The 17176-nt window shown below is 63.1% G+C and carries 10 protein-coding genes and 1 pseudogene; 7 read left to right on the top strand and 4 right to left on the bottom strand.

What is annotated here, in order from left to right; translation table 11 throughout:
• Positions 1-23: 23 nt before the first annotated feature.
• Complete coding sequence (locus AK81_RS17040) at positions 24-5510, bottom strand: dermonecrotic toxin domain-containing protein (protein WP_081042087.1); 5487 nt, start codon at positions 5508-5510, stop codon at positions 24-26.
• Between the two features lie 168 nt (positions 5511-5678).
• On the opposite strand from AK81_RS17040, the gene pip reads away from it, so the two are divergent.
• From pip to AK81_RS17005, 7 genes are all read left to right on the top strand, one after another.
• Complete coding sequence (gene pip / locus AK81_RS17035; protein WP_016489576.1) at positions 5679-6650, top strand: prolyl aminopeptidase; 972 nt, start codon at positions 5679-5681, stop codon at positions 6648-6650.
• Positions 6647-7084, top strand: a complete 438-nt coding sequence (gene dtd / locus AK81_RS17030; protein WP_043200613.1) for a D-aminoacyl-tRNA deacylase — start codon at positions 6647-6649, stop codon at positions 7082-7084. The genes pip and dtd overlap by 4 nt, the downstream gene beginning before the upstream one ends.
• A gap of 262 nt (positions 7085-7346) precedes the next feature.
• Positions 7347-9086 (top strand): glucan biosynthesis protein G, encoded by a 1740-nt coding sequence (locus AK81_RS17025; protein WP_206542914.1) that lies wholly within the window; start codon positions 7347-7349, stop codon positions 9084-9086.
• Entirely contained in the window at positions 9079-11652 is a 2574-nt protein-coding gene (gene mdoH, locus AK81_RS17020; RefSeq protein ID WP_043200611.1) for a glucans biosynthesis glucosyltransferase MdoH, read from the top strand. Before AK81_RS17025 ends, mdoH begins: the two co-directional genes overlap by 8 nt.
• Before the next feature lie 253 nt (positions 11653-11905).
• On the top strand, positions 11906-12703 hold the full coding sequence (locus tag AK81_RS17015) for a transporter substrate-binding domain-containing protein (protein ID WP_043200709.1): 798 nt from the start codon (positions 11906-11908) through the stop codon (positions 12701-12703).
• A 77-nt stretch (positions 12704-12780) separates the two neighbouring features.
• Positions 12781-13743 carry an amino acid ABC transporter permease gene (locus tag AK81_RS17010; protein ID WP_043200610.1) on the top strand — a complete coding sequence of 321 codons (963 nt, stop codon included), beginning with the start codon at positions 12781-12783 and terminating at the stop codon, positions 13741-13743.
• On the top strand, positions 13736-14470 hold the full coding sequence (locus AK81_RS17005; RefSeq protein WP_041168148.1) for an amino acid ABC transporter ATP-binding protein: 735 nt from the start codon (positions 13736-13738) through the stop codon (positions 14468-14470). The genes AK81_RS17010 and AK81_RS17005 overlap by 8 nt, the downstream gene beginning before the upstream one ends.
• Before the next feature lie 474 nt (positions 14471-14944).
• Here the strand turns inward: AK81_RS17005 and AK81_RS30820 are convergent, their stop codons facing one another.
• The 3 genes and pseudogenes from AK81_RS30820 to AK81_RS16995 form a co-directional block, all read right to left on the bottom strand.
• Entirely contained in the window at positions 14945-15658 is a 714-nt protein-coding gene (locus tag AK81_RS30820) for a methyl-accepting chemotaxis protein (protein ID WP_416733608.1), read from the bottom strand.
• 141 nt (positions 15659-15799) lie between these two features.
• Positions 15800-16744: pseudogene (locus tag AK81_RS30815) on the bottom strand (methyl-accepting chemotaxis protein); the annotation flags it as partial.
• Between the two features lie 217 nt (positions 16745-16961).
• Positions 16962-17176, bottom strand: a 215-nt coding sequence (locus AK81_RS16995; RefSeq protein ID WP_043200608.1) for a 16S rRNA (uracil(1498)-N(3))-methyltransferase, incomplete at its 5' end; no start/stop codon positions are given.

The following is a 17176-nucleotide window of genomic DNA, read 5'->3' as shown; positions in this document are numbered from 1 at the left end:
CGCGTCGCCTTCTGCAGTGCTGATCAGTAGCTATTCAGATTGGTAATCGTCAGCTCGTGGAGAAGCTCCTTCTCTTCCTGAGCCCTGTCGTCCTGGAGGCCCTGCTGCAGGTTCAGCTCCTCGGGAAGTGGGTGGTCAGCACCGGCCAGGTCGAGTACCCGCTGACGGAATCGGGCCTCTATTTCGGCAAAGCGCTCGGTATGTTCGGCTCGCAGGCGTGCAACCCAGTCCGTATTGGCCAGCATGTAGTCGACCAGGGCATCGCCCAGTTCGCTTTTGCGGACCTTTTCCAGCACCCGCGACAATTCATCAGGCGCCAGATTTGCTGCGCTTCGAAAACGCATGCTGTCGGCAAGTGGAAGGTCAAGCTCCCTGGCCAGCTCCCGGCGATAGGCCAGTCGTACCGAAACCCTGTCGCCCGAGCCGGATCGCTGCTGGGCCAGTAGCTCCAGCTGTTCAACCCTGAACAGCTGCAACAGGCGCCTGCGCAACGTTTGCAGGGTATCGCCAGCCTCGATCAACAGGCGCTGCCCCATCAGGTACAACTCGATATTGTTGAACTCTTGCAGTGCACCATCGTGGCAAGTCTGCGAGCCGGTTTCAGGGTCAGGCAATGCGGCGGCGGCGATACTTTCCATGAGCGGGCGCTCTGCGTCGTTGCTCGCGGCCACAACCAGCATCATGCGTACGCGCTCGCAGAAGCTGGCTTGCGTGTTCGGGTCGACGTAGGGTGCGGCATTGCGCAAGCGGCCCGCCAGGCGGAGCAGATCGCTGCCTTCGAGCATTTCCCAGCAGTCGCGCAAGGCCTCGTTCTGCGCCTCGTTGCCAAGCATCCAGTCTTCGGGCCTGGGCGTATCGTCGCCCATAAGAGGGAAGTGAGGGTGATCGAGTGATCCTTCGCTCGAAGAATTGACAAGCATCAAGTTGCCCGGGATATCCAGGGCGAAGGAATAGCTGTGCTGGCTGTCCGAGAACGCGCGCACCCGCAGGATGGTTTCAAGTGGCAACGGATTGTCGAACAGCGAGATCGACGAAATCGGCATGGGATTGTTCAGGTTCGAGAGAATGTGGTCGGGCAATCGGGTAATGCTGTTGGCACTCAAGTCCAGTAGTTCCAGCGGCAGCAAGCTGTCGCACCAGCTGGGCCAGGCTTGCAGGTTCATGTTGGTCAGTGCGAGCGATTGCAGGTTGCTGGACAGCCGTGCGGGTACCTGGCGGATGGTACCGACGCGGTTGCCTGAAAGGTCCAGTGACGTCAGGTGTTCCAGCCCCGCCAAGGCCTCCAGCATGGGCTGATCGACTTCCAGGCCCATGTTGCGAAACTCCAGGTAGTTGAGTTGGGGAAGACGTGACAAGGCAGACGCCAGTGAGGAAGTGGCCGCCTGATGTGCATCGATGGTCAGCCGGGTGACATTGGGGAAGCGGCTGAGCAGTTCGTCGAGTTGCGACGCGGTGCCGCTGGTGCGGGTCAGGACGAGTGCCTGAACGCGCTGTTCAAAGAATGCCGGAAGCCGCCTGGGGAACTGTTCGACAGCCACATCCTCCAGTTGCAAGCGAAGGTATCGCTGGCCTTGCTCCTGTTGCTCCCAGAATTGGCTGATCGCTGCCTGGATACGCTGCCGGTCCGCCAGCGCTGCCTGGGTCAGTGGGTTGCTCGAACTGGACGCCTGGGCCCAGCCGTCGATCGCGTCGCGCAGCTGCTGGCGCTCATCGCGAAGGCGTGCAAGCCGGCCCGTGAGCTCTGCGGGCACATCCACGGTAATACCGGCTGTCTCGGCCCGCTCGTTCAGCAGCAAACGCTGCAGATGGGTTTCGTTGATAGTGTTGCCTTCGAGTGCGATTACCGTCGGGTTGGGCAATGCGTCGGCTTCATTGAGCAGGAACGATGGCAATGACCTGAGGTTGTTGTTGCGCAGGGACAGGTGGGCGATACGGCCCATGGCATCGCTGCCGATCCCGATGGGCCACTGCGCCAGTTGCATGCGATCCAGGCCCAGGAAGTCCAGGGACAGTTCATGGAAGCTTGGGCTGTTGTTCTGGGCCAGGCGATTGCCACTCAGGTCCAGGTAGCGCAACTGGTTAAGTTCGGCCAACAGATTGAGGTCGTTTTCCGAGAATGCGATGTTCTGGTTGGTCAGCACCAGCCGTTGCAGTTCGGGCAGGATCTGGGTGATGGAAGGGACGCTGAGGAGGAAGAAGGAAGGCGCTGACCTGGGGTTGTAAGGCCGGCTGATTTCCAATGATTCGAGCTGCGGCATCTGCCTGAGCAGGCGTTGCAGCAAGCGCTCGTGCTGTGCCCAGCCGGAGAGGCTGCCTGAGGGTAGATCGAGCAGGCTCAGGCTACGCACGCGGTTGTTGAAGAAATCGGGCAAGGTCAGGGGTATGTCGGCCAGGGGAACCTGGGTTATGCGGAGCTCGGCCGTGTGCTGGGTGCCTTCAGCCAGAGCGGTGTCATACCAGTGTTGCATGATCGACTCGCGCAGGCCGTTGTAGTCGCGTGCAGCCTGCTCTGTCACAGGTGAAATGGCCTCGCTCCAGTCCGCCAGCCTGCTTTGCAGCTCATTGCGCTGCTCCAGCAGCACCTGCAGATGCTCGAGAATCTGTACTTGCGTGCGGCCGCGACTGGCAAGCGAAAGCAGCACCTGATCCGCCGAAAGCCCGGTATGTGCGACGAGCCCCGTTGCTTCGACCGCGTCGATCAGGCGCAGGCGGGTGGCGCCTTGCATTGCCGGGCCGCCCCCGCTCAGCGGGTAGCCCAGGCGCCCATCGGCCAAGCGCATGGGTGAACGGTAGCCGGGGCGCACAGGTTGCATGCCCAGTAGCGCCCTCAAGGTTGCACGGGGTAGCAGGGGGCTTTCCTGTACCTGTCGCCGCAGCGCTTGCTGATCTGAGATGTTCAGCTGCTTCATGGCCTCTGGCAGCGCTTCGTACAGCGCGGCATAAAGGTCTGGGTATGTTGTGATTGCTGCATTCGGTCGGCTTTCATCGTGCACGATGTAACCCGCCTCGGCATGGGTGATGGTCTGGTAGGGCCGAGTGTCCTGTGGGCCAATACCATGCATCTGGGCAGGCCAGGACATGCGCTGGAGCACCTGCAGCTTTGTTTCGGCGGGCCAGCCTGGCAGGCGTTCAAGCGTGTGCATGATCAGTCGGTCGCTGTCCCAGCTTGGCACACACGACAGGTATATCCCTTCGCGGGCGCGGGCCAGGCGGATGTGTTGCTGGTAGGCGCGGATCTCCTCGCCAAGGCGCAGCGGTACCTTGCTGCTGTCGAGCATTTGCAGTTCGCTGGCGCTGGCACCACGCGCCAGTTCATCGCTGACGGCGGCCGGCAGGTTCGGATACGCCCGCCGTATGTTCTCAGCTCCCGGCGCCAGGCCACTCGCAAGGCGGCCGTAAGCCCTGGAAAACTCGGCTGGCCAGGTGCTTGCGTCCGGCAACTGGCGGATCGTTTCGTCCAGCTTGAAGCGTTGCAGCGTGTCTTCCAGCAAGGCTGGCAGCCGCTGGTTCTCGGCCAAGGCCCGGCGCAGTGCGTCTTCGTGGGTGTCGCTGACGGCAAGTATCCGTTGTAGCGTCGGCGCGTCGAAGTGGGCATTCAAGTGACCGATACGGCGCAGTAGTGCCATGCCCGACCAGTTCAGCGGCTTGTCCGTTACCTGCAACCAGGCCCCGGCCCCATTGTGCTGCAGCGGCGGCTCATAACCGCCTGTTTTGCTGGGGTGCTCGAGGCTGTAGGTGCCGGTGTGGGCATTCCATTTGAGTGAAAATGCCTTGTCTTCGATGCGCAGCCAGATCTTGCCATTGTGGCGGTACAGCCCTAGCTCATCCGGGCTGGCCTGTGAGGGGAGCGTGACGTCTTGCTCGAAGGGGGTCAGGTCCTGGTTCCACAGGCGTGTGCTGCCATCCGGTAGCTCGACTTCCACCAACTCTTCAATGAAGGAGGGGGTAGGCACAGCAACACGCTCTACCTCGGGCTCTTCCAATGCACCGCCACCTTCCGTGTTGCCCGCTGCCTTGGCTGCAGCGCTGAGTGCGGCCATGAGCGCCACGTTCTCAATGACATCGACCATGTAGGTGAACGCTGTGTCGCGCTCGTCGTTTTTCCAGGCCTCGATGCCTTCGTATACCTCGTGGGCCAACTGGGCCACGCAGACGGCAAGCATCACCTCGCCCAGCCCGGGTACGAAGAAACCGGCGATGTTCAGGGCTGTCAGCGCGCGACCGGCGATCATTTCCCGGTGAGCCTGGGCGGTGCGCCGGTCGACGATTTCAGTCGGGGTTGCGTGGAACAGTGCATCTTGTTCATGGCGTTGGGCTTTCTGGAAGGCCATGACGCCCTGGAACGCGTGGCTGAAGGGCGCTGCGACCGGATGCAGGGTGGCATGTGAATCAGGGACACGCTCAAGTATCCCACGGACACTCCACGCGATCGGCGTGAGCCGGTCCTTCAGGCGGGTGATCGTCGATGCCTTGTCGCGGTCGGCGATGTGTTTGTCCAGGTAACTGATGTTGGCCTGGAGCCTGTCGCGCAAGTCGGCCTGCAAGGCCTCCAGGGTTGTAAATTCCTTGAGGGGCTCCGCGCTGTCCTCAGGGATATACAGGGCAACGGCCTGATGCCCTTCGGCTTGCACGGTAATGAGCACAACCCCGGTCAGCTCGGCTTCCCATAAGCCGAGGTAGCTGAACGTCACGGGCGAGGTTGCCGATAGCGGCTGGTCAACGGGGGCGGCGAGGGCTGCGGTGTACAGCGTTTCACCGATATCGCCTTTGAGGCGGGCGAAGTGCAAAGACTGCCGGAAGGCCGACACCTCTGCTCGCCCCAGCGTCTGGTAAACGGACAGCCTGACCTCATCGGCGCTGAGCTGCGCCGTGGCCGCAGGGTAATAAATTGCATGCACCAGGCCATGGTATTGGCCACCGATGTCCAGGGTGCGGCACAGGTCGGCGAAGTCTTTGGCGTGGATATCCACTGCATTGGTGATGGGTACGGTGCCCATGAAGCGCCGATGATCGAGGATGACGGACTTCTTCAGCAGCGCGTTGGGCGCGTCCATGCCGTTCTCCGCAGCAGCGTCGTGGTCGAAGTTGTGCAGGGCGCTGTGCAGCAGCGAGCGGGTAGCCTGGTTCACGGCCATGCGTGCGTCGCTTGCGTTGGCCGAGTCGATCAGGCGGGCATCGACCAGAAACGTGTGGTGCACATCCAGGTCGCGGCCGAATCGCTGCTTGATGGCTTCAGTCAGGGTCTGGGCGGCGTAGGCTTGCAGGTCAGGTAGCTGTTCGAACAGTTTCTGCACCTGTGCCTGGTGTTCGCGGTGGCGGGCGTGTTCTTCCTGCCACGCTTTGGCGATTTCCGGTAGCCGCTGGATTGCTGTGGGCAGCCAGGCTGGGGCCTGCTGCCCGTTGCGCAGGGCGCGATGGGTGTCTGGCGGGGCTTGCTTGAGCCAGGCGGGGATCTTGCGCTCGAGGGTGGCGTAATGAATGCCAGGCGAGGTAGTGGCTGGGGTTGGCATGGCGGGCCCTTGCTAGGTATGGGGCAAGGGACTATCGGGGGTGTGGCTGGCGTGCTGGAGGTAAATATGTGTGCCCGGCTTGCGGCCGTGCCCTAGAGGACGGTGCTCAAAGCGCAATTCAGGTTTATGATGCCCAACGGCAGTCAATATCCTCACACGGAGTGCGCAATGCAGACCCTCTACCCGCAGATCAAACCCTACGCCCGGCACGATCTGGCCGTGGAAGCGCCGCATGTGCTGTATGTCGACGAAAGCGGGTCGCCGGAAGGTCTGCCCGTGGTATTCATCCACGGCGGCCCGGGTGCTGGCTGCGACGCCCAGAGCCGTTGCTACTTTGACCCCAACCTGTACCGCATCATCACCTTCGACCAGCGCGGTTGTGGCCGCTCCACGCCCCATGCGAGCCTGGAGAACAATACCACCTGGCACCTGGTCGAGGACCTGGAGCGCATTCGCGAGCACCTTGGCATCGACAAATGGGTGCTGTTCGGCGGCTCGTGGGGCTCGACCCTGGCCCTGGCCTACGCCCAGACCCACCCCGAGCGTGTGCATGGTCTGATCCTGCGCGGCATTTTCCTGTGCCGGCCGCAGGAGATCGAGTGGTTCTACCAGGAGGGTGCCAGCCGCCTGTTCCCCGACTACTGGCAGGATTACATCGCGCCGATTCCGCCGGAAGAGCGCGGCGACCTGGTCAAGGCTTTCCACAAGCGCCTCACCGGTAACGATCAGATTGCCCAGATGCACGCCGCCAAGGCGTGGTCTACGTGGGAGGGGCGTACGGCCACCCTGCGCCCGAACCCGCTGGTGGTCGACCGCTTCTCCGAGCCGCAGCGGGCGCTGTCGATCGCCCGTATCGAATGCCATTACTTCATGAACAACGCGTTCCTCGAACCGGACCAGCTGATCCGCGACCTGCCGAAAATCGCCCACCTGCCAGCGGTGATCGTGCACGGCCGCTATGACGTGATCTGCCCGCTGGACAACGCCTGGGCCCTGCATCAGGCCTGGCCGAACAGCGAACTGAAGGTGATCCGTGACGCCGGCCACGCCGCGTCCGAGCCGGGCATCACCGATGCCCTGGTGCGCGCCGCCGACCAGATGGCCCGCCGCCTGCTCGACCTGCCCCTGGAAGAAGCATGAGGGGCTTGCTGCAGCGCGTGCGCGGTGCGCGGGTAGAAGTAGCGGGGGAGGTGGTTGGCGCCATCGACCAGGGTTTGCTGGTGCTGGTGGCCGTCGAGCCTGAAGATTCCCGCGAGCAGGCCGATAAGCTGTTGCACAAGCTGCTCAACTACCGTGTGTTCAGCGACGAGCAAGGCAAGATGAACCTGTCGCTCAAGGATGTCGGGGGTGGCTTGTTGCTGGTGTCGCAGTTCACCCTGGCGGCGGACACCCGCAACGGCATGCGCCCGAGCTTCTCGACGGCAGCGCCGCCGGCCCTCGGAGCTGAATTGTTCGACTATCTTTTGCAGCAAGCGAAGAGCCAGCATGCCGACGTGGCGAGCGGGCAGTTCGGCGCGGACATGCAGGTGCATCTGGTGAATGATGGCCCCGTAACATTTATGTTACAAATATGAGGTCAAAAACCCTTTGTTTATAGGAAAACAAGGGGTTTTGTACGATAAATAGTTCTTCCAGCCTGATGCGTTGTCACGCGACCTGCTGGATAATCGCGCGCTGCATGGACCTGCGTTCGCAGGTTCGTTTCACTCTGACTCGAGCATTGTCTGGATCCGTTTGGGGAATCATTACGCCCTCACGGGGTCCGAACAGTGCTCGCCAACCCGGCATTTGTCGCTGGCCGTTGGTTTCATGATCTGTTTTCGGCGAGGGTTGCTCGTGATTGTTAGTCCCCAAAAAGCATCAAGAATCCCCGGCATCCGGCTACGCAAGGCCCTGATGGCCAGTGTGGCAGTGGTCGGCCTGATGAGCGCGGGCCAGCTGTGGGCATTCAATCTTGACGATGTTGCAGCCAAGGCAAAGGATCTGGCCGGCCAGAAGTACGATGCACCGAAAAGCAACCTGCCGGCCGTGTTCCGTGACATGAAGTTCGCGGACTACCAGAAAATCCATTTCCTGCAGGAAAAGGCTGAGTGGGCCAAGGACAAGACCCCGTTCAAACTGTCGTTCTACCACCAGGGCATGCACTTCGACACCCCGGTGAAGATCAACGAGGTTACCGCCACCAAGGTGGAGGAAATCAAGTACGACCCGAGCCGCTTCGAGTTCGGTGACGTGCCACATGACCCGGAAACCACCAAGAACCTGGGTTATGCCGGTTTCCGTGTGCTGTACCCGATCAACAAGGCCGACAAGCAAGACGAGATCATGACCTTGCTTGGCGCCAGCTACTTCCGCGTGGTCGGCAAGGGGCACGTCTATGGCCTGTCGGCCCGTGGCCTGGCCATTGACACCGCGCTGCCGTCGGGCGAGGAATTCCCGCGCTTCACCGAGTTCTGGGTCGAGAAGCCCAAGCCGGCCGACAAGCACCTGGTGATCTACGCCCTGCTGGATTCGCCGCGCTCCACCGGCGCCTACAAGTTGACCCTGCGTCCGGGCAACGACACCGTGGTCGACGTACAGTCCCGCGTGTTCCTGCGTGACCAGGTCAGCCGCCTGGGCATCGCCCCGCTGACCAGCATGTACCTGTTCGGCCCCAACCAGCCGTCCAAGGTCCTCAACTATCGTCCGGCCCTGCACGACTCCGAAGGCCTGTCGATCCACGCCGGTAATGGCGAGTGGCTGTGGCGCCCGCTGAACAACCCTAAACACCTGGCAGTGAGCAACTTCAGCGTCGAGAACCCGCGTGGTTTTGGCCTGATGCAGCGCCAGCGCGCCTTTAGCGACTACGAAGACCTCGACGACAACTACCAGAAGCGCCCAAGCGCCTGGATCGAGCCGAAGGGTGACTGGGGCAAGGGCACCGTCGACCTGGTCGAAATCCCGACTGCCGACGAGACCAACGACAACATCGTGGCCTTCTGGAGCCCGGAGAAACTGCCGGAGGCAGGCAAGCCGATCGAGTACGCCTACCGCCTGCACTGGACCATCGACGAAGCGAAGTTCCAGGCGCCTGATCTGGGCTCGGTCAAGCAGACCCTGCGTTCCACCGGTGACGTCAAGCAGTCCAACCTGATCCGCCAGCCAGACGGCAGCGTGGCCTTCCTGGTCGACTTCGCCGGCCCGGCCCTGGCCGCATTGCCGGAAGACGCCGCAGTGCGCAGCCAGATCAGCGTTGACGACAACGCCGAGGTGGTCGAGAACAATCTGCGCTATAACCCTGAGACCAAGGGCTGGCGCCTGACCCTGCGCCTGAAGGTCAAGGAAGCCAACAAATCCACCGGAATGCGTGCCGCGCTGGTGCGTGATGTGCCGGTCGAACCCGCCAAGCCTGCCCAGGACGCCAAGCAGGACAAGGCCGCAGCCAAGCATGCCAAGGCCGAGAAAGCCGTCAAGGCTGAGCAACCTGCCAAGGCCGAACAACCTGCCGCCGATGCGGCGCCCACCAACGGGACCCCGGCCACCACCGAGAAAGTGCTGACCGAGACCTGGAGCTATCAGTTGCCTGCCGATGAGTAACTCAAACGCAAGGCCAGTATCGCTTGGCGAGTACCTGGCTCACCTACCACTGAGCGACGAGCAACGGGCGGAACTCGCCAGCTGCACGTCATTCAGTGAGCTGCACCAACGCTTGGCGGCCAACCCGGCCGCCGACGCTGCCGAGGCCGTGCAGGCCTCGGTGGGCCCGCGCCTCACCGTGGGCAGCGCCGCCGAACTGGAAGACGCCGAAATGCTCGGCGTCGACGGTAGCGGCCGCCTGTGCCTGAAGATCGCCCCACCGATCAAGCGCACCAAAGTTGTGCCTGAGCCTTGGCGCACCAACGTGCTGATCCGCATGTGGCGGCGCATGACCGGCCGCCCCAACGCGCCGCAGCCACCCAAGCGCGAGCTGCCGCCGGCACGCTGGCGCACGGTTGGCTCGATCCGCCGTTACATCCTGCTGACCCTGATGATCGGCCAGACCATCGTCGCCGGTTGGTACATGAAGGGTATCCTGCCGTACCAGGGCTGGTCGTTCGTCGACCTCGACGAAATCCTCAGCCAGTCGCTGTGGGACACGGTGGTGCAGGTGTGGCCGTATGCCTTGCAAACCTCCATCCTGGTCCTCTTCGGCATCCTGTTCTGCTGGGTGTCGGCGGGCTTCTGGACCGCACTGATGGGCTTCCTCGAGCTGCTCACCGGGCGCGACAAATACAAGATTTCGGGCAGCAGCGCCGGCAACGAGCCGATTGCACCCGAGGCGCGTACCGCGCTGGTGATGCCGATCTGCAACGAAGACGTGCCGCGCGTGTTCGCCGGCCTGCGCGCAACGTTCGAGTCGGTGGCCGCCAGCGGCAACCTCGACCGCTTCGACTTCTTCGTGCTCAGCGACACCAACGACACCGACATCGCCGTGGCTGAACAACAGGCCTGGCTGGACGTGTGCCGCGAAACCAAGGGCTTCGGCCGCATCTTCTACCGCCGCCGTCGGCGCCGGGTGAAGCGCAAGAGCGGCAACCTCGACGACTTCTGCCGTCGCTGGGGTGGCGAGTACAAGTACATGGTCGTGCTCGACGCCGACAGCGTCATGAGCGGCGAGTGCCTGAGCAGCCTGGTGCGCCTGATGGAGGCCAACCCGGACGCCGGCATCATCCAGACCGGGCCTAAAGCCTCGGGCATGGACACCCTGTATGCGCGCATGCAGCAGTTCGCCACCCGCGTGTACGGCCCGCTGTTCACCGCTGGCCTGCACTTCTGGCAGCTGGGCGAGTCGCACTACTGGGGCCACAACGCGATCATCCGCATGAAGCCGTTCATCGAGCACTGCGCCCTGGCGCCGTTGCCGGGCAAGGGCGCGTTCGCCGGTGCAATCCTTTCCCACGACTTCGTCGAAGCTGCGCTGATGCGCCGTGCCGGCTGGGGCGTGTGGATTGCCTACGACCTGCCGGGCAGCTACGAAGAGCTGCCGCCTAACCTGCTCGACGAGCTCAAGCGTGACCGTCGCTGGTGCCACGGCAACCTGATGAACTTCCGCCTGTTCCTGGTCAAGGGCATGCACCCGGTGCACCGTGCGGTGTTCCTCACCGGGGTGATGTCGTACCTGTCGGCGCCGCTGTGGTTCCTGTTCCTGGTGCTGTCGACGGCGTTGCTGGCGACCAACACCCTGATGGAGCCGCAGTACTTCATCGAACCGTACCAGCTCTACCCGCTATGGCCGCAGTGGCACCCGGAGAAGGCCGTGGCGCTGTTCTCCACCACCATCGTGCTGCTGTTCCTGCCCAAGCTGCTCAGCATCATCCTGATCTGGGCCAAGGGCGCCGTCGAGTTTGGCGGACGGGTCAAGGTCACCCTGTCGATGCTGATGGAGATGCTGTTCTCCATGCTGCTGGCACCGGTGCGCATGATCTTCCACACCCGCTTCGTGCTGGCCGCGTTCCTCGGCTGGGCTGCGACCTGGAACTCGCCGCAGCGTGACGACGACTCCACCCCGTGGAGCGAGGCTATGCGTCGCCATGGCCCGCAAACCCTGCTGGGCATTGCCTGGGCTGGGCTGGTGGCCTGGCTGAACCCGGCCTTCCTGTGGTGGTTGGCGCCAATCGTTGGCTCGTTGATGCTGTCGATCCCGGTTTCGGTGATCTCCAGCCGCACCCGCCTGGGCCTGGCGGCCAAGGACGAGAAGCTGTTCCTCATCCCCGAGGAATACGCCACTCCGCAAGAGCTGCTGGCGACAGACCAGTACACCCACGAAAACCGCTGGCATGCCCTGCATGACGGCTTCGTGCGGGCTGTGGTCGACCCGCGGCAGAACGCCCTGGCCTGCGCCATGGCCACTGCCCGTCATGGCCAGGCGGCGCCGATCGAAGTGATGCGTGCCGAGCGCGTGGCCAAGGCCATGGAAGTCGGGCCCAAAGGGCTGGACCTCAATACCCGCCTGGCCCTGCTCAGCGACCCGGTGGCGCTGGCCCGCCTGCACGAGCAGGTGTGGGCAGAGCAGAACGCAGCGTGGATCGATGTGTGGCGCGCGTCTATCAAGAACGACCCGCACTCGCCGCTGTTGCCGCTGCACCCAGAGAACGAAGGCCAACCGGCACTCGCCGGCGCCTGATCGGGCCTCTTCGCGGGCACGCCCGCTCCCACAGGTACTGCACAGCCTTGAGGCATGCACTGTACCTGTGGGAGCGGGCGTGCCCGCGAAGCTTTTCAGGGCTCCCACCGATTTTGGCCAACAAAGTCCCCCCCGGCGCTATGTCCCCGAGCCGCCATGCGTTAGCATCCCATTCCGATACGACGCCTCGGCCAGTACGGCCGTGCCAACACAATAAGATTCGCTACTTTTCTTGCTAGGGGACTTGGTGATGATCAAGAAATACCTTTCGCGACTGCTGGTCGGTGTAACCGCCCTGGTCGCTGTAACTGCGGCCCAGGCAGGCGCCATCGATGACGCGGTCAAGCGCGGCACCTTGAAGGTGGGCATGGACCCGACCTACATGCCGTTCCAGATGACCAACAAACGTGGCGAGATCATCGGCTTCGAAGTCGACATTCTCAAGGCCATGGCCAAGTCCATGGGCGTCAAGTTCGAGGCAGTCTCCACGGCTTACGACGGCATCATCCCGGCCCTGCTGACCAACAAGTTCGACATGATCGGCAGCGGCATGACCCTGACCCAGGAACGCAACCTGCGCCTGAACTTCAGCGAACCCTTCATCGTGGTTGGCCAGACCCTGCTGATCCGCAAGGAGCTGGCGGGCGAGATCAAGTCGTACAAAGACCTGAACAACGAGAAGTACCGCCTGACTTCCAAGCTGGGCACCACCGGTGAAATGGTCTCCAAGAAGCTGATCGGCAAAGCCAAGTACCACGGCTACGACAACGAACAGGAAGCGGTGATGGACGTGGTCAACGGCAAGGCTGACGCCTTCGTTTACGACGCCCCATACAACGTGGTAGCCGTGGAGAAAGCCGGTGCCGGCAAGCTGCTGTTCCTCGAAGAGCCCTTCACCTACGAGCCGCTGGCCTTCGGCCTGAAGAAAGGCGACTACGACAGCATCAACTTCATCAACAACTTCCTGCACCAGATCAAGCATGACGGGACCTACGATCGTATTCACGACAAGTGGTTCAAGAACAAGGACTGGCTGAAGGACATGGAATAAGGCCCAGGCCACAAGCCCGGCTTTGACCCCGACGCGCAGGCAAACCCTGCGCGTTCGCATTTACGGAAGTACCCCACGTGATCAAACACAAGAAAGCCCAGTGGCCCTGGCACGGGCTGACCGCCCTGGTGCTGGTCGGCCTGGCGATCAGCCTGTACATGGCCACCTCGATGATGTCCTACGAGTGGCGCTGGAACCGCGTACCGCAGTACTTCGCCTACAAGGCCGAAGACGTTCAGCGCGCTGCCGGTTATGGCACCGTGCAGGAGATCGTCATTGCCGGCGACAACGCCCGCGTCACGCTGAAGGACGAGCAAGGTGACGAGCAGGTGCTCGACGTGGCCAAGGACAGCCTGCAACTGAGCCGCGGCGACGATGTGGCCGAAGGCGACCAGATTGGCGTCACCCGCCACTGGGCAGCCGGCCCGCTGGCCTGGGGCCTGTGGACCACGTTATGGCTGTCGGTGGTGTCTGGTGCCCTGGGCCTGGTCATCGGCCTGTTCGCGGGCTTGTGCCGGTTGTCCAGCAACCCGACCCTGCGTGACCTTTCAACCGTCTACGTCGAACTGGTGCGCGGCACGCCGCTGCTGGTGCAGATCTTCATTTTCTACTTCTTCATCGGCACCGTGCTCAACCTGTCCCGTGAGTTTGCCGGGGTGGCAGCGCTGGCATTGTTCACGGGCGCCTACGTGGCTGAAATCGTTCGTGCTGGCGTGCAGTCCATCACCAAGGGCCAGAACGAAGCCGCCCGCTCGCTGGGCCTGAACGCTGGCCAGTCGATGCGCCACGTGATCTTGCCGCAGGCCTTCAAGCGCGTGCTGCCGCCGTTGGCTGGCCAGTTCATCAGCCTGGTCAAGGACACCTCGCTGGTCTCGGTGATCGCCATCACCGAACTGACCAAGAGCGGCCGTGAGGCCATCACCACCTCGTTCTCTACCTTCGAAATCTGGTTCTGCGTGGCAGGCCTGTACCTGCTGATCAACCTGCCGCTGTCGCACATTGCCAGCCGGCTCGAGCGGAGGCTTGCGCAAAGTGATTGAAGTCCGTGACCTGCTGAAAGTCTTCGACACCCGTGGCCAAGTGGTACGGGCTGTGGATAACGTCACCACCCAGGTCGCCAAGGGCGAAGTGGTGGTGGTGCTCGGCCCATCGGGTTCGGGCAAGTCGACCTTCCTGCGCTGCCTTAACGGCCTGGAGCATTTCGACCAAGGCCATGTGGCCATCGACGGCTTGCAACTGGCCGACCCGAAGACCGACATCAACGCCTATCGCCGCGAGGTCGGCATGGTGTTCCAGCACTTCAACCTGTTCCCGCACATGACCGTGCTGGAAAACCTGTGCCTGGCGCAGAAGGTGGTGCGTAAGCGCAACAAGGCCGAGCGTGAAGCCAAGGCCCGGGCGTTGCTGGAAAAGGTGGGTATTTCGCAGAAGGCCAACGAGTACCCCTCGCGCTTGTCTGGCGGCCAGCAACAGCGGGTGGCGATTGCCCGGGCCCTGGCGATGGACCCGAAAGTGATGCTGTTCGACGAGCCCACCTCGGCGCTTGACCCGGAAATGGTCGGCGAAGTGCTGGACGTGATGAAGACCCTGGCCCAGGAAGGCATGACCATGGTCTGCGTTACCCATGAAATGGGCTTTGCCCGCGAAGTGGCCGACCGGGTGCTGTTCTTCGACCATGGCAAGCTGCTGGAAGACGCCGCGCCAGGGGCGTTCTTCGATGCGCCGAAGGACCCGCGCGCGCAGGCGTTCCTGCGCCAGGTGCTGTAACCGCACCGGCCCTTTCGCGGGCAAGCCCGCTCCCACAGGTACTGCGCAGCCCTTGAAGCCTGCGCGATACCTGTACTGGCCCTTTCGCGGGTAAACCCGGTCCTACAGGTACTGCGCAGCCCTTGAAGCTTGCGCGATACCTGTACTGGCTTCTTCGGGGGAAACCCGCTCCTACAGGTACTGCGCAGCCCTTGAAGCTTGCGCGATACCTGTACTGGCCTCTTCGCGGGTAAACCCGCTCCCGCAGGTACTGCGCAGCCTTTGAAGCCTACGCGATACCTGTACTGGCCTCTTCGCGGGTAAACCCGCTCCCACAGGTACTGCGCAGCCCTTGAAGCTTGCGCGATACCTGTACTGGCCTCTTCGCGGGTAAATCCGCTCCCACAGGTACTGCGCAGCCCTTGAAGCCTGCGCGATACCTGTGGGAGCGGGCATGCCCGCGAAGAGGCCAGCACAGGCAACCCGCCCCTCAGGTTAGAGCTTGAACCGCCCCACCAACCCCTGAAGGTGGGTACCCAGACGCGCCAGCTCCACACTCGAACTGGCCGTCTCTTCACTGGCCGCCGACGTCTGGTCAGAAATATCCCGCACATTCATAACGCTACGGTTGATCTCTTCGGCCACGGCCGTCTGTTCTTCCGCTGCCGTGGCAATTTGCTGGTTCATCGCCTGGATCGACGACACGGTGCGGGTAATGGTCTCCAGCGAGCTGCCGGCACGGCGGGTCAGCTCGACGCTGCTGTCGGTCAGCTGGCGGCTGTTGTCCATCACGCTGGCCACCCGCTGGGTGCCGCTTTGCAGGCCGGCAATCAGCTCTTCGATCTCTTCGGTCGACTGCTGTGTACGCTGGGCCAGGCTGCGTACTTCGTCGGCCACCACGGCAAAACCACGCCCGGCCTCGCCAGCACGTGCGGCTTCGATGGCAGCGTTCAGGGCCAGCAGGTTGGTCTGCTGGGCCACCGATTTGATCACGTCGAGCACGCTGCCGATCTTGTCGCTCTCGGCCTTGAGCTGGTTCATCGCTTCGCTGGAATTGACCACTTCACCCGCCAGGCGCTCGATCTGCGCCACAGCCTCGCCTACTACACGATCGCCTTCGCGGGCTTGCTGGTCGGCCATCAGGGCGGCTTCTGAGGCCTGCTCGGCGTTACGGGCTACCTCGTGTACGGTGGCGGTCATCTGGTTCATGGCGGTCGCCACTTGGTCGGTCTCGACCTTCTGGTTGTTCACCCCGGCACTGGTCTGCTCGGTGACGGCCGACAGCTCTTCGGCGGCGCTGGCGATCTGCGTTACCCCGTCGCCGATGCCGCTGATCAGCTCACGCAGGGCCTGGGTCATGCGCTGCATGCTGGCCTGCAACTGGCCCAGCTCGTCGCGGCGCTGCACCGGCAGGCTCTGGGTCAGGTCGCCATTGGCCACACGCTCGGCGGCGCGCAAGGTCTGGCGCAGCGGGATGATGATCTGCCGGGTGATGGCCCAGGCGGCAAGCAGGCCGAGGGCCAGTGCCAGCGCAGTGGCTACGGCGAGCAGGGTTTTGGCTTGGGCCGCACCGGCATCCCGTACCTCGGTTTGCGAGGTGGTCATCGCCTGGCTGGTCTGTAGCAATAGCGTGCCTTGCTCGGCCATGTGTTGCAGGGCCTGATCGCTGGCGGCCTGGGCATTGCCGAACTGGGTGACCGCATCGCGGTAACCGCCCATGGCGGTGGCGGCATCGTCGAGACCGGCGGCATGTTCGGCCGGCACTTTGGCCGGCAGTGCGCGCAGCTCGGCCAGGGCCTGGTCGATGGCTTTCAACGCCGTTTGCTGGAACTCGGCATTGCCGCTGTAGGTGTAGCCACGCACCTGGAAACGCGCTTGTTGCAGCAGGGCGCTGACGTCTACCGCATGCTGGTACTGGTTGATATCGCCACCTTGCAGCAGGCCCCGCTGCACGCGGCCGATCAGCTCTGCGGCCTTGTCGGCGCTGTCGCCGAGCACGCTACGGCTGGCCTCGCGGCGCTGGCCGGCCTGCTTCAGCTCGTTGAATGCCTGCTGGTAAATGCGCACGGCCTCGCGCTGCTGCTCCAGGCGCTGGCGGTCGGCGGGGTGTTCGATCTGCCCGAGCATCAGTTGCACCTGGCGGTCGAGGTTGGCCAGGGCTTTTTCCAGCTCGGCCACCGACGCTTCATCACTGCGGCGCTCGTAATGCTGGCGGGCAATGCGCAGTTCCTGGGTGTACTGCTGGATGACCGAGATGTTACCCAGCTTGTCGCCACGGTCGATGATGCTGTCCATGCCGTGCCAGCCGGCCAGGGTAATAGCCAGGGTCAACAGCAGCACCAGGCCGAAACCCAGCCCCAGTTTGCGATTGACGCTCACATTGCCCAGCGATTGGGCTAACGATTGATACATGTACGACTCCCGGGCGGCTTGGCAGCACAAATAATTGTTGTGTTGCCAAGGCATCGGCCCCGGAGAGGGAAACTTGATGGGCGAAAATGTGGCGTTTACGTCAGAAAATACGCGAAAGCAGCGCAGTGACGGCGGTCTCTACCCGCAGGATGCGATCACCCAGTTGCACCGGTGCCAGGCCAGCCTTGCCCAGCAGGTCGATTTCGTAGGGGATCCAGCCGCCCTCGGGGCCGATGGCCAGGGTTACGGTTTGTTCCACGGCACGCGGGCAGGCGGGGTAGGGGCCGGGGTGGCCGACCAGGCCCAGGGTACCAG

Origin of the sequence: Pseudomonas putida W15Oct28, assembly GCF_000708715.2 — a bacterium.
Lineage (GTDB): Bacteria > Pseudomonadota > Gammaproteobacteria > Pseudomonadales > Pseudomonadaceae > Aquipseudomonas > Aquipseudomonas putida_R.
Note: the sequence above shows the minus strand (reverse complement) of the source record. Positions and strands in the feature narration are given on the sequence as shown.